Origin of the sequence: Bifidobacterium sp. (genome assembly GCF_051876855.1) — a bacterium.
Taxonomy (GTDB): domain Bacteria; phylum Actinomycetota; class Actinomycetes; order Actinomycetales; family Bifidobacteriaceae; genus Bifidobacterium.
On the sequence record NZ_JBJEIH010000104.1, the window covers coordinates 1 to 13962 of the forward strand.

A 13962-nucleotide genomic window follows, 5' to 3' on the forward strand; every position below is an offset into this window, starting at 1 on the left:
GGAACAGGACCACAAGGAGTTCCTCGACCAGAAAAGCCGCTGGGAGGACGGCACCGTCGCCGACCAGCACCGGCGTCTCGCCAAGGCGCGCCGGATGATCCGCAGGCGCATCCGCGAGGGGCACCTGTTCACGTTCGTCGAACCGCCGCAGGGGTGCGCGGCGCCGATCCCGCCGACGAACAACCTCATCGAGTCATGGAACGCACGCATCCGCGACATGCTACGCCGGCACCGGGGCCTGTCCCTGGTGCCGGCAGATCAAGGCGGTGTGCTGGTGGTGCCACCAGCACACCGGGCATCCGGAACCCGACGCGTGGCTCGCGGCCAACGCCGTCACGGACGAACAGATCGAGGCGCTCTACCGGGAGGCCTGGGAACGCAGCCCGCTGGGTGCATGGCAGACGACCGGAATCCCGATGCGATACGGCACCGGCATCAACTGGGATGAATTCCACACCCCAACCGAATACCACGGCACCCCCGACTGACCCGCCACCAGACACACATTTTGGCCTATAACCCGGATAACGGCCGACACTCGCACCGCCAAACCACGGGACACACGTTGCCCATCACCCAGATTCGGCGCGAGAGAAGACCGGCCCCAAGCGGCCACCGACGACGCAGAAATGAGAAAACCCCGGTTCCATACGGAATCGGGGTTCTTGTGGCTCCGAGCGGGATCGATCCGCTGACCTAGCGATTTTCAGTCGCTCGCTCTACCAACTGAGCTACAGAGCCGTGGACGGTTAAAAAAACCCGGATGAACCGGGTTTTTACCATTCGCGACCTCGGCCGGACTTGAACCGGTGACCTCCGCCGTGACAGGGCGGCGCTCTAACCAACTGAGCTACGAGGCCGTGGCTTGCTCCTTGAAGCAGCCGAGTGTTTATATTACTCAGAATGACAATGAGCGCAAATCGAGCACTGTCTTCGGCGTGTCGTTTTTCGCGCTCCCGTCAATCAGCATCGCAAAACCTTGCGATTTAGCGGTTTCAAGCGCCACAAGCCACGGCGGCCGTGCTGGCTGTGACTGCGCCGATACCAAGACCAGACACATGAACAGCCACAGGGTCGGCCACAGCGGCATCCCCACCGAGCAGACCACTGTAGTCATCCCAGTCTTCGCCGCCATCACCGAGAATCCCGCCATCGCCAGCAGCACCGTCCCCATCGACACCACCGGCACCATCGGCATCACCGCCAGGCAGACTCCCGCTCGCGCCACCACCATTCGACCCGATTCCCGGCAAGGACTGGCACTGGCCATCGATGCACATCATGGATTCATCCGATTGCCCCTCGCCCGAGCCATAATCGGACGCAATCTGAGATAACGCCGATACAAACACACACACGGCGATAATCACCGCAACGAAATTAATCGCGCCGATGATGATACCGGCAATCGCCAATCCCCGGCTCTTCTCACCCGACTTGCGCACCATGACCAAAGCGATAATCGAGAAGATCAAGCCGACCAACGGATTGATGAACGCGAAAACGAAGCCGATGATTGTGAGCACATTCCACGGCTGATTCGGCTGCACGTACCGATATGGATTTTGCATAGGCCCCGCATACCCCTGACCGAATCCAGGATACCCCTGTTGCGGCTGGCCATAGGGCGATTGGGCAAATGCGCCGGGAGCATACGGCTGTTGCGGAGGAACCTGCCCCGAGGACGCCTGCTGCGCCGCCGATTGGCCATCCCCCATGGGCTGCTGTCCGTACGGGTTGGCTGCATACAGTCCGGCAGGCGCATTCGCTTCGGTACCATAGCCAGGTGTGCCACCCGCCCACGCCGGCTGAGCATCCGCCACGGGGAGCGGAACCGTAGGCGCATCCTGCGGCTGTCCAAAGGAGGCAGACTCAGATGACGTCTGTCCTTCGGAAAGTCCAGACGGAAACGCCTGGGACGTGGGCATCTCCTGCGTCGTCTGAATCCCATGCAACGCCTGCGTCGCCTCGACAGGCGAGTCATCGCTTGATGGAGGAATGAAATTCTGCTGATAGTCCGTCGATGGCGGCATCGCCTGGTTCTGATTGTCATCCATGCTTGTATTCTACCGACGGAATGCCGCTTTCCCATATTCGCCACACTGTGCAAACGTCATCATCACCGTTGTATCATCGGCCCTAGTTCCCTTCGTGGCACATCATGAAATGCGCGACGCAACAAAGCGCACCACGCGCTCGACGCAAAGACAACGTTTGCAGGAAACGGAGACCGACATGACGATAGCATCACCTCGACCGGTACAGGCGGCGAGCACGCAAACCAACGACGCCCAGCCGCCACTCCCCCATCATGACGGCTCGGCGCTATATGTTTCCAACCCCTGCCCGAATCTGGGCGACACTATCCGCGTCCGCGTTCGCATTCCGCGGACCACGCCATATACCGCGGTCGTACTGCACTCACTCGCCGACGACGAACTGCACCTTGAAAACACACAGCCAATCCTGAGCACCGACACCGAAACCTGGTACGAGGCGCCGCTGCCCATCCACAACCCCGATACCCGCTACCGCTTTGCCCTGTTGCGCAACGGCGGGTTCGACTGGCTCAACGCGCTCGGTGTGTTCGACCGCGAAGTCAGCGACGCCTTCGATTTCCGCATCACCACCTTCGCCCCATCGCCTGCATGGAACCGGGAAGGCGCCACATACCAGATCTTCCCCGATCGCTTCGCCCGATCCGAGCAATCCATCACACGGCAGGCACCCGATTGGGCGCATCCGACATCATGGTCTACCAAACCGCTCGCCTACGGCGTTGAAACCGGCCGTCAGTGGTACGGCGGCGATTTGAAAGGTATCGAGGAGCATCTCGATTACATCCAGGACCTGGGCTTCACCACCGTGTACCTCACGCCGTGCTTTCCCGCACGTTCCGTTCACCGCTACGACTCCTCTACCTTCGACCATATCGACCCGCTGCTCGGCGGCGACGAGGCGCTTTGTTCGCTCGCGCGCGCATGCCACGCCCGCGGTATGCGCATCATGGGCGATTTGACGCTCAATCACACCGGTTCCAGCCATGAATGGTTCCAGCGGGCGCTGCACGACCCCGACAGCGAGGAACGCGACTACTACCTGTGGAACCGGTACCCGGACGATTACGTGGCGTGGATGGGCATCAAATCGCTGCCGAAACTCAATTGGACGTCGCGTAAGCTGGTTGACCGCATGATCCGCGGGGCATCCAGCAGCGCCGGACAGTGGCTGGGCGGCGAAGACGGGCTGGATGGCTGGCGTATCGACGTGGCCAACCAGACAGGCCGTTGGGCGGCGATGGACGAAAACCACGCCGTCGCCACAACCATCCGCGCCACAATTGACGAGTTGACCGGCGGCAACGGAGCATTGATCGCCGAATACATGCCTGACGCCACACGCGATCTGGCGGGCGACGGCTGGCAAGGCGTCATGAATTACGCCGCGTTCGCCCATCCGCTGTGGATGTGGGTGGCCGACCCGAACAGCCATGTCAAGCGCTTTGGTTTCGATGAGACCTTCCCGCGGCGCAGCGGCATAGCGATGGCCGACACCATGCGCGAACTGCTCGCCCAAATCCCGTGGAAAGTCGCCGAATCCCAATGGAATCTCATCGACAGCCATGACAGCGCGCGCATCCTGACCCTCACGCAGAGCCCGCAAGTGGCCCATGCGGCGCTCGGCATCATGATGACTTATCCCGGCGTGCCAATGGTATTCGCCGGCGATGAACGGGACTCCACCGGCATCACCGGCGAAGAAAGCCGTACCCCGATGGACTGGGATGCACCTGAGAGCGCCCACAGCGCGACAATCGCCCGCTATCGTGAACTGCTGACGCTGCGTAAAACGTCCAGTGCACTCACCCACGGCGGCCTGCGCTGGGTCAGCGTGCAGGCGGACGCGGTCGCGTATCTGCGCGAGGATGCGACGGACCGTCTGCTCGTCGTCGCCGCCCGGCAGGGTGGGCAGCAGGTTCATGTCACGCGTGAATTGTTGGGCAACGCCGATCCGCAGCTGGTCGCCGGTGAGGGAAGCGTCGCGGCTGCGGACCAGGGTGCCAAATTCGCGCTTCCAGACGCGGGCTACGGCGTCTGGCGTCTGGGCGGTCTCGAGGTACCCCGTTGGTAGCTTCGGCGCGTGTCCGATACCGGCCGCTATAAAGGAACCATGCAAGAACACGAGGAACACCCCGCACAGAACGCGCAGCCGGGCATGCAGGACGTGCAGGCCGTGCAGAACGCGCAAAACGCACAGCCGGCGGACGAAACCCGGTCAATCCGGCATGAGCACAAGGTCCTGTCCTTCGTTCGCCGTTCAGGCCGACTGGACGCGCGTCTGCAACGCGCGTGGGACACTTACTCCGGCACGTATCTGCTGCCGTTGAACGCGGCGGAAGGGTCGCTGGACGTCCGCGATGACTGGAGGCTCACACGCGAGTGGATCCACGACACGTGGGGCAACGACCACCCGCTGGTCATCGAAATCGGCACCGGGCAGGGCGAGAACATCGTCGCGGCCGCCGCACAGCATCCGCAAATCAATTACCTGGCGCTTGAGGTCTACGATCCGGGCGTCGCCCACACCATGCTGCGCGCAGGAAAACAGCATCTGGGCAATCTGCGCATCGCCCAGATCAACGCGCCGGAACTGTTCGCGAAAGCCGATGCGGCGACCGTGAGCGAAGTGTGGACCTTCTTCCCCGACCCATGGCCCAAGATGAAGCATCACAAGCGCCGGATCGTCCAGCCGGCTCTGGCTGCAGCCATTCACCGGGCGTTGGTCGCCGGCGGCCTGTGGCGTATCGCCACGGACATCGAGGATTATGCGCTGCACGTGCATGAGGTGATGGACGGGCGTGACGACTTTGAGAACATCGGCGAAATCACCGTCAGTCTGCCGACCGGACATGTCGGCAAGGGCAACGCTGATCTCGCACTCGACATGCCGCACGCCGATTTCGCGGAATCAAGCCGTTTCGAGGGCCGCGTACTGACGAACTTCGAGAAGAAAGGGCTTGACGCCGGCCGAATCATCCACGATTTCACTTACCGCAGCCGCTGATACCGCGCGGATGGCCGCTGATATGCCTTCTCTACCAACCATGCCGCCAATGCATCATCCGCAAGACGCGAAAAACGACACGCCGAAACAACGGATTTTGCATTCTGGCGGCTTTGTGTTTAACATAGCTAAGTTGTTTGACGCCCCCTTCGTCTAACGGTTAGGACACCAGACTTTCAATCTGACAACGAGAGTTCGACTCTCTCAGGGGGTACGAATACAGAACCCGCCACAAACGGCGGGTTCTTTGTTTTTCATGACAATGCGGCTGCTGCGACGCGCCAATCCTGGACAGATACCTCATCCTGCCATTGTCCGCTTCCCCGCGATAGCACAAACTGGTTACGCTGAGAGGGCTCCCAGCGTAACCGGTTTGGGAAGAGAGAGCCGGCTTGACGGCATCAGCAGAACCCTGATGTATGGCCGACTGGGCCTAGACCGGCCGGCTCGGGCTCAGCCGGCTCTGGTTCGGCCGTCCGGCCCGGGCCCAGCCGGCTCTGGTTCGGCCGGCCGGCTCGGGCTCAGCCGGCTCTGGTTCGGCCGTCCGGCCCGGGCCCAGCCGGCCGGTCAGCACCGGGTTCAACCAGAACAGTTCGCCCAGCGTCGTGTTGGCTCCGCACCGATACGACATCGCCCGCAGACCGCACGACGCGGATTCACTGACCGATCTGCTCGCTCACCCAGTCGACGATGTACGGAGCGACCTGTTCAATCTGATCGATGGCGATGTTGAAATCCTCAGGACCGCCATACCACGGGTCGACCAGATCAATCTGATCCTCACGCCCGGCGGGCGGCTTCGGCAGGTTCGGGTCGAAACTGCGGTACATATGCACTTCGGCGCGCTTGGTCGGCGGCAACAGCCTGACCAGCGCACGCATATGCGAGGCGGTCATCGGCAGGAACAGGTCGCTGTCGTTGATTTCCTGACGCGTGATACGATGCGCAAAATGATGCGCCGGAATCTCATAGCCGCGCTGCCGCAACACCACGACCGCCCGGGGATCGATCGGATGACCGTATTCCTCGTCGCTGACGCCGCTGGACATGACCCGCACCTGATCGGCAAGCCCGCGCTCGTTGAATCGTTCGCGCAGAATGATTTCCGCCATCGGCGACCGGCAGATATTGCCGGTGCACACGGTCATCACCGTATAGCGTGGGTCCTGGGATGATTGCGTAGCGGCCATGCGGCAGCCCCTTTCACGATTGATGGATGCAAAATCGATGGATGCGGGATCGACAAAACGAATAGCCGCGGACGGCACGCGACAATCCGCGGCCATGCATCACAATGCTTCGTCGTCCTCCGTCTCGCCGTCGGTTTTGCGGTAGGTTTCGAACCGGTACTCGCGGATGCCGTTCTCCGGATGCTTCGGCAGCATCCACGGCGTCACGTCGACAAGTTTCCACAGCCCGGTGGAGGCGAGCTCCTCCATATCCGGCGCATAGGTGTCTGCGTCCACTGTCGCACGGATACGCGTGACGAATACCTGCTTGGCGAACGGCAATGCCTCACGGAATATCTGTGCACCGCCGATCACCCAGATTTCGCTGCGGTCGAGCCCGTCATCGGGAATCGCTTCCTGCCGCGCCAGATCGAAGGCGTCGTCAAGGTTCTCGACCACCGTCGCCCCAGGCGCCTGATAGCCGCTGTTGCGCGATACGACGATGTTGTCACGGTTCGGCAACGGGCGGAACTTCGGGTCGAGCGATTCCCAGGTCTTGCGTCCCATGATGACCGGATGCGAGACGGTCAGTTCTTTGAACCGTTTCATATCTTCGGCCAAATGCCACGGCATGCCGCCTTGGAAACCGATGGCACCTTCGCGTCCCTCATTGTCGCGCGCCTGTGCCCAAATCAAATTCACCGTGAAGGTCTTGGGATAATCATCACCCCAATCCTCGGTGTCGTCCAGCCCGGCCATACCGGGCTTGCGTTCGTGATAGCCGCTTTGGCTACTGTCATACCCCATTTCATAAACTCCTTGAACTCAATGGACTGGGATAAGTGTAGACGATGCTTCAGACGGCAACCGGCGCCTTGATGGTCGGATGATGCTTATATCCGATCACTTTGAAGTCGTCATACGTGTAATCGAACAGCGAATCCGCCTTGCGGATCTCCATCTGCGGGTACGGGTACGGGGTGCGGGAGAGTTGCTCGAGCACCTGATCAATATGATTGTCGTACACGTGGCAGTCTCCGCCGGTCCACACGAATTCGCCGGGTTCCAAATCGGTCTGTTGCGCGATCATCATGGTGAGCAGCGAATAGGACGCGATATTGAATGGCACGCCGAGGAACATATCGCAGCTGCGCTGATACAGCTGGCATGACAGCTTGCCGTCCGCCACATAGAACTGGAACAGCGCGTGGCACGGCGGCAGAGCCATATGCTCGACTTCCGCGGGATTCCAAGCGCTGACGACCATGCGGCGGGAATCGGGATGGTTACGGATCAGATCAAGCACATTGGAAATCTGGTCGATGGTGCGGTTGGGATCCTCGGGCGTCGGCGCCGGCCAGCTACGCCATTGGGCGCCGTACACAGGTCCAAGATTACCGTTCTCGTCGGCCCACTCATCCCAGATATGCACGTTGTTCTCCTGAAGCCAACGCACGTTGGTGGATCCCTTCAGGAACCACAGCAGTTCGTAAGCGATGCCGCGGAAGAACACGGTCTTGGTGGTGAGCAGCGGGAAATACTTGCTCAAATCGAAGCGCATCTGCTGACCGAACAGCGAAATCGTACCTGTGCCGGTGCGATCTGATTTCAGCGTTCCCTCCTTGAGGATCTTGCGGACCAAATCCTCGTAGGGCATAGGAATGTCCGTCTGCGGACGTTCCGGAATACGAGTGCGAATATCAGCAAGCTGTTCAGCGGTCAAAGGCATGACCCTATGGTAGCAGTGACCCGCCGATTTACGCTGGGAGTCATCCGGCAAACACCGCCGCAACAGCCAAAACACCGGCGTGTGATACCGGGCGCGATACCGCGGCGGACGCAAGCGAGTCCACAAATCCCGCTGTGAGCGGATACCGGGCAGGTGCTTGGGCTAATCTGTAAGCATCGGCGCGAGAAGCGCGCCAGCAACTCCAGGAGGCACAACATGGGCAAAAGGCTCTGGGTAGAACGCAACAAGGATGGTTCATGGGACGCGTTCAGCGAGGACGGCGCGCATCTCAAGTTCGGCAAGGGCAAGGGCCTGTTCACCCCCGGCGACCTCATGAAGGTCGCGCTGGCGGGCTGCGCAGCGCTGTCCAGCCAGTTCCCGGTCGAGAACACGCTGGGTGAGGGCTCGGGCGCGAAAATCGTCGTTGACGGCACCTATGACCCGGAAAGCGATTCCTACCTGTCCTTCGAGGAGCAGGTGAACGTGGATGCGACTTCCGCCGATCTGGGCGAGGAAGATGCAGCCAAGCTCAAGGAGCGTGTCGCCCGTCACATCGAAAAGGGCTGCACAGTCGCCCATACGTACCGCCAGGAAACGCCAGTACGCGTGAACGTTACGGTGCGCAAGTAACCAGCCGGTTATATACGCTGATGCCGTCATCCGCAGGTGTTGCGGATGACGGCATCAGCGTATTGAGGGTGCGTCAGGCAAGCCGCCGGACGCCCCAAACCCTACTCCTTATGCTCCGGGTCGATCTTCGACTCGATGGCGCTAGCCTGCTCGGCGTCGGCGGTAGGCACCTGGACGGCCTCGACACCGGAAATATCGTCGATCGGCTTGGTCGGGACATCCGCCGGGGAGCTCGGCACGGTATCGAGCTGGGATTCCGCCGCTTCCACATACTTGCGCGGCACCACGTACACCGGGCTGACCGCATGCTGGAGCAGCCCCTGGCTGGTGGAACCGAGCAGCAGGCCAGTGAATCCGCCACGACCGCGCGAGCCGACCACCACGACGTCATGGTCATAACTCGCCTTGGTGAGCGTTTCGACCGCATTGCCCGGCACGATTTCCTTGTGGATGTCAAGGTTGGGATGAGCCTGCTCGATCGGCTTGATGCGCACGGCCAGGTCATCCATGTACGAATCCATGACGCCCTTGTCTTCCGCGGCGCCCTTGACATTCGGCACAGCGGAGATCACATCGAGCTGGGCCTTCCAGCTTGACGCGAAATCAGCGGCAATCTCAAGCGCCTTAAGGCCCCACTTGGATTCGTCGGAGCCGACGGCGACACGCGTGATCTTGTTGTTCAGATGCATGAGGTTGCCTTCGTCATCGGTGTACGGCACGACGACGATCGGGCAGTACGCGTAGGCAGGCAGCGAGGAGCTCGTGGTGCCCAGCAGCCGCTCAGCAAGACCGCCCTTGCCCCGGTTTCCGATGACGATGAGGTTGTAATTGCGCGACAGCTCGACGAACACCGATGCAGGATCGCCCGTAACAATCAGTGTCGCCGCTTTGACACCCTGCTCGTCGGCGATTGCTTTCGCCTTGGACAGGATCTCCTGCGCATCATTGTGCGCGGCGTTGTCGTCGCCCATCGCGGTGTATGTGGCGTCAAATGATACGGCGGCATAGCTCGGCAGCGAGTACGCGCACACAATCTGCAGGGTCAGTCCCGCATGCTTCGCATAGTTCGCGGCCCACCATGTGGCCTTGTAGCTTGCATGGGATCCATCCACGCCAACGAGGATTGCCTTGTCGTTAATCATGACGACCTCCTTCATTCATTGGCGGCGCAGCGGTACGCCACCACTACTTTCACCTTACTCCACCATTGTGAGTCTTCCGGGAAAGTGTCGCAAGAAAAAATCCGGGGAAATCTGGTACAGCCGCGATTGAGACCCCGGAAAAACAGATAAGGCACCCGACTGGGGCGCCTCACCTATGAATATGGCCACTGGCCGCGCGTCAGAACCGCCGTTAGAGCAGCCGACGGATGGAGTAAGACCCGCTGTACGCGTACGCGACTGGCGTATACACGGTTCCTGCGTTCTTGTTCAATGCGTTGACCACCATGCCGTTGCCGACGTAGATGCCCGAATGCGCACCATTGGCGATGATATCGCCGGGCTGCGCCTCGGACAAAGAAGACACCGCCGTACCAAGCGCGGCCTGAGCGCCGGACGAATGGGGAAGGCTGATGCCCATCTGCGCGAACACATACTGCACGAAGCCGGAGCAATCCCAGCCGGCGGGAGTATTGCCGCCATACACATAGGGAACCACGCCCACGAACTGCGCCGCGTAGGCGACCAGAGCGCTGGCAGATGCGCTGTCGGGCGGGTTGATCGTCGCTGTTGCGCTCGGGCTTGATGTCGAAGCACTCAAGCTGCTGCGGCTTTGTGAACGGCTCGCCGCCTGCTGCTGAGCCTGAGCCGCAGCCTGGGCGGCTGCCTGTGCCGCCGCTTGCGCTGCGGCCTGTTCCGCTGCTGCCTTGGCCTCGGCTTCCTTTTCTGCCGTTGACTTGGTCTGCGGCGGGTTCAACGATTCAATGCCACCCCAGTTCGAGGAGGAATCCACGCTGGTCGACGTCGATTCGGCGAGCAGATTCTTCTTGACGGTTGTGGTCTTGGGGAACGAACGCGACGACGTAACCGCTTCGTCGGTCGTCGTGGACTGTGCGGACGCTGAAGGGGCAATCGCCGCCAACGATATACACGCGGCTGCAACTGCGACCATCGCTGTAAGAGATCTACCTAGTTTCATCATCAACAGAAAACAATAGCATGCCAAACTTACAGAAATCTGAGACCTATGCGCCACACCCGCGCAATACGGCAGGACACGCCGAAAAAACCGTCAATCGCAACGCTGATAACGCAATCATCAGGTACGGCGATGCGCCTGAAATCCGCTCGAGCACGCCTGCCAGCAATCAGCTGCAATCAGCGAAACATCAAGGGGAATCAGTAATGGATGAACTGCAATTGCGACGCCTGATCCGCGCTGAAAGTGCGGGAAACCGTCTTGCCGTTGAGCGTGGCCCCGCATTCCGAAGTCACAATCGAACCGTCGGCGTTGATCTGCTCGACGATGGCGACATGCCCGTACACCGCGCTCGAGCCGAACTGCCCGCGCTGGAACACGATAACATCGCCGACATGACGCGGCGTGGAATCGACCCAATAGCCCAGCTTCTTCGCAGATGCAGCCCACTGCGCTCCATCGCCGAGATGGGAGCCGACCGGCAGACCAAGCTGGTGACGGCGAACATAAGCCCACCACGTGCACTGGCTAAACGAATACTGGTTACCAGAATCACCCGAATCGTGATTGGGATCGAAGCCGGCAGGAAGTATGCTCTTATCAGCCTCATACAGCACCGCAACCGCCGGATTCGACACAGTCGTCTGCGACATCTGTGCGACGTCAAGCTCGGAGTTCGAAGCACCCAAAGACCAGTTGCCCGAGCTCGTCGTGCTGTCGGAGACGGAAGAACCGAGAGACGTGCGCTCCTGCGAACGGGACACCGAACTGCCCGTCGCCGACTTGGCGGTCTGAACAGTGGTGGTACCGGTTGCGGATGAAGCCAGCGACGTCGTGGCATTCATATTGCTCAAGCTGAAAGCCGCCGCAGCCGCACCCGCCAACGCGACCATGGAGCCTGAAGCCATGAACCTGGACTTGCGGCGGGCCGCACGGGCAGATTCACGAATCGCACGCCGGGTCAGCGGCGCCACTTCCTCGAGCTTCGCAGCAAGCGCCGGATCAAGACCCAGCGTCTGTTCGGCACCATCGGCGCGGACAGCACGCACGGCACGTACGGCATGCGCCGCATGGGAACCACGGGGGGATGGCGCGAGTACATCGGCTACGCGGAAATGACGACCCGTTCGCGTCGTCTTTCGTGCCGCATGCTTCATACTCGAGTACTCCTTGCGCCGACATCTTGAAAGCCCGGGGAGAACCACGGGCCGGAACCAACCCGCCGCTACCTGCACCGCACACACGGCGGCAGACGACTGGTGTGATCAATTACCGTCCCACCTTACAACCCCTCCTGCCCACATGGCAACACGTCAAACGTTGCACTCGGCCCACACAAACCTCGACAGCCGCCGAGACACAACGGATTTCAGGCGACATGTGCGACCGCATCGGCGTGTCCCCGCCATCGCGGCCCCTGGGGTTCACTCCGGGCGGAAGACGGCGACCTACAACCATCGGGGGTACCCGTGGCCCATGACCACGATATGTACGGGGGATGTCGGCAATCCACCCGATTGGCTACCCTAGCAAGCATGAGCAATACAGTAACAATTCCCGAATCCATGCTTCCACGGGACGGTCGGTTCGGCTCCGGTCCGAGCAAAATCCGCCCTGAGCAGGTGCAGGCTCTCGACGCCGGCGCCACCAAGCTGCTCGGCACCTCCCACCGCCAGGCGCCGGTCAAGCAGCTCGTCGGGTCCATTCGCGAGGGTCTTGCTCAGTTCTTCACCGTCCCCGACGGTTATGAAGTCGTTCTCGGCAACGGCGGCGCGACCGCATTCTGGGATATGGCGTGTGCTTCGCTCATCACCCGCAAGGCGGCCTTCGGCGTATACGGCTCGTTCAGCGAGAAGTTCGCCATCGAGGCCGACAAGACCCCGTTCCTTGAGAAGCCGGAGATTTTCCGCTCGGAACCGGGAACCTATCGACTCCCCGAGCTCACCGAGTACGTGGACACCTACTGCTGGGCTCATAACGAAACCTCAACAGGCGTGGCCACACCGGTCAAGCGGATCCCCGGCAGCGTTGAACAGGGCGCCATCACCTTGGTGGACGCAACCAGCGGTGCCGGCGTCCTGCCGGTCGACATCTCCCAGACCGATGCCTATTACTTCTCCCCGCAGAAGGCGTTCGGCTCCGACGGCGGCCTGTGGATCGCCATCCTCTCCCCCGCTGCCATCGAACGCGCGTATGCGTTGGAGGAAAGCACGAAGCTCGAGGGCGCGCGGCGCTGGGTTCCCGCCTTCCTGTCCCTGAAATCCGCAATCGACAACTCCCGCAAGGATCAGACGCTCAACACGCCGTCCGTGGCCAACCTGATCATGCTGGAAAACCAGATTCGTTGGCTCAACGACAACGGCGGGCTGGCATGGGCCCACGCCCGGTGCGCGAAATCCGCGTCGCTGCTGTACCAGTGGGCGGAACGCAGTGAATACGCACACCCCTTCGTCGAGGACGAATCCGCCCGGTCCACCGCGACCGTGACCATCGATCTGGATGATGCAATCAGCGCCAAGCAAGTCATCCAGGCGCTTCGCGATAACGGAATCGTCGATACCGGCGGGTACCGCAAGCTCGGGCGCAACCAGCTGCGCATCGGCGTCTTCCCGTCGGTCGAGCCGTCCGATATCGTGGCGCTCACCAAGTGCGTCGACTACATCGTCGAGCACCTGTAATCGGCGATTCATCCGATGCTCTTGACTGCCTACATCTGCCGCGGTGCGGGCGTAGGCAGTTTTGTTTTTCGCGGGCTCGGGATATGTGCGGAACTGAAACACGAAACCAGAAAACGAAACCGGAACGTCGTGTCGGAATCTCAATATCTCGCAAAATACGCCGATGCGGCGAGATATTGAGAAAAACATCTGAAAAACTCGGCGGTTTCACAAATATCGAGAGATATTGAGATTTTACAACGCGCCCCGCACATGCCACAGCACTTACAAGGCTTGGAATTTCAACGATTTACGGCAACTGCCCTCTGGTAACGGCACATGCGTAATCTGAAAAAATCTCGATATCGCGCCGATAACAGAGATTATGAGACTTTTCTCTGAAAATCTCGACGATTCCACGCTGTCGTCGAGATTTTCAGATTTTCTCTGTCTGGCAACCGACGACACACCGCAAGGCGCGTCACACCTGCGTCGTCGCCATGAGGAAGGAACCGCCGACTTGACCATCTTGACCGGTCCCGCCTTTGCCATCATCCCCGGCGGATTCCACAGT

11 protein-coding genes, 3 tRNA genes and 1 pseudogene are annotated in these 13962 nt (G+C 60.8%); 6 read left to right on the forward strand and 9 right to left on the reverse strand.

Annotated elements, in window-relative coordinates; genetic code table 11:
- Window positions 1-488, forward strand: a pseudogene (locus ACI38B_RS06880) (IS256 family transposase); the annotation flags it as partial.
- Window positions 489-668: 180 nt separating this feature from the next.
- Here ACI38B_RS06880 and ACI38B_RS06885 read toward each other — a convergent pair.
- From ACI38B_RS06885 to ACI38B_RS06895, 3 genes are all read right to left on the reverse strand, one after another.
- A tRNA-Phe gene (locus tag ACI38B_RS06885) sits at window positions 669-741 on the reverse strand.
- A gap of 45 nt (window positions 742-786) precedes the next feature.
- Window positions 787-860, reverse strand: a tRNA-Asp gene (locus ACI38B_RS06890).
- Window positions 861-995: 135 nt separating this feature from the next.
- Window positions 996-2057: a DUF4190 domain-containing protein gene (locus tag ACI38B_RS06895; protein WP_439730100.1), complete on the reverse strand. Its 1062-nt coding sequence runs from the start codon at window positions 2055-2057 to the stop codon at window positions 996-998.
- 178 nt (window positions 2058-2235) lie between these two features.
- Here ACI38B_RS06895 and ACI38B_RS06900 point away from each other — a divergent pair, with 178 nt between their 5' ends.
- The 3 genes from ACI38B_RS06900 to ACI38B_RS06910 all read left to right on the forward strand — a co-directional run bounded on the left by ACI38B_RS06900 (window position 2236) and on the right by ACI38B_RS06910 (window position 5278).
- Window positions 2236-4131, forward strand: coding sequence for a glycoside hydrolase family 13 protein (locus tag ACI38B_RS06900; protein WP_439730101.1), 1896 nt, complete (start codon window positions 2236-2238; stop codon window positions 4129-4131).
- 39 nt (window positions 4132-4170) lie between these two features.
- Window positions 4171-5064 (forward strand): tRNA (guanosine(46)-N7)-methyltransferase TrmB, encoded by an 894-nt coding sequence (gene trmB / locus ACI38B_RS06905; RefSeq protein WP_439730102.1) that lies wholly within the window; start codon window positions 4171-4173, stop codon window positions 5062-5064.
- A gap of 142 nt (window positions 5065-5206) precedes the next feature.
- A tRNA-Glu gene (locus ACI38B_RS06910) sits at window positions 5207-5278 on the forward strand.
- Between the two features lie 442 nt (window positions 5279-5720).
- On the opposite strand, the gene ACI38B_RS06915 is transcribed toward ACI38B_RS06910, so the two are convergent.
- The 3 genes from ACI38B_RS06915 to ACI38B_RS06925 form a co-directional block, all read right to left on the reverse strand.
- Window positions 5721-6254, reverse strand: coding sequence for a low molecular weight protein-tyrosine-phosphatase (locus ACI38B_RS06915; RefSeq protein ID WP_439730103.1), 534 nt, complete (start codon window positions 6252-6254; stop codon window positions 5721-5723).
- Between the two features lie 99 nt (window positions 6255-6353).
- Complete coding sequence (locus ACI38B_RS06920) at window positions 6354-7040, reverse strand: dihydrofolate reductase (RefSeq protein WP_044091670.1); 687 nt, start codon at window positions 7038-7040, stop codon at window positions 6354-6356.
- A 49-nt stretch (window positions 7041-7089) separates the two neighbouring features.
- Entirely contained in the window at window positions 7090-7890 is an 801-nt protein-coding gene (locus ACI38B_RS06925; RefSeq protein WP_439730115.1) for a thymidylate synthase, read from the reverse strand.
- A 288-nt stretch (window positions 7891-8178) separates the two neighbouring features.
- On the opposite strand from ACI38B_RS06925, the gene ACI38B_RS06930 reads away from it, so the two are divergent.
- The gene (locus ACI38B_RS06930) at window positions 8179-8592 is read left to right on the forward strand and encodes an OsmC family protein (protein WP_439730104.1); all 414 of its coding nucleotides are present in this window, start codon (window positions 8179-8181) and stop codon (window positions 8590-8592) included.
- Between the two features lie 101 nt (window positions 8593-8693).
- Here the strand turns inward: ACI38B_RS06930 and ACI38B_RS06935 are convergent, their stop codons facing one another.
- The 3 genes from ACI38B_RS06935 to ACI38B_RS06945 form a co-directional block, all read right to left on the reverse strand.
- Window positions 8694-9734 (reverse strand): universal stress protein, encoded by a 1041-nt coding sequence (locus ACI38B_RS06935; RefSeq protein ID WP_439730105.1) that lies wholly within the window; start codon window positions 9732-9734, stop codon window positions 8694-8696.
- Between the two features lie 211 nt (window positions 9735-9945).
- Window positions 9946-10704 (reverse strand): C40 family peptidase, encoded by a 759-nt coding sequence (locus ACI38B_RS06940; RefSeq protein ID WP_439730106.1) that lies wholly within the window; start codon window positions 10702-10704, stop codon window positions 9946-9948.
- 227 nt (window positions 10705-10931) lie between these two features.
- A complete protein-coding gene (locus ACI38B_RS06945; protein ID WP_439730107.1) occupies window positions 10932-11888 on the reverse strand; it encodes a CHAP domain-containing protein in 957 nt (318 codons plus the stop codon).
- Window positions 11889-12266: 378 nt separating this feature from the next.
- Here ACI38B_RS06945 and serC point away from each other — a divergent pair, with 378 nt between their 5' ends.
- Window positions 12267-13409: a phosphoserine transaminase gene (gene serC / locus ACI38B_RS06950; RefSeq protein WP_015450884.1), complete on the forward strand. Its 1143-nt coding sequence runs from the start codon at window positions 12267-12269 to the stop codon at window positions 13407-13409.
- Window positions 13410-13962 lie beyond the last annotated feature (553 nt).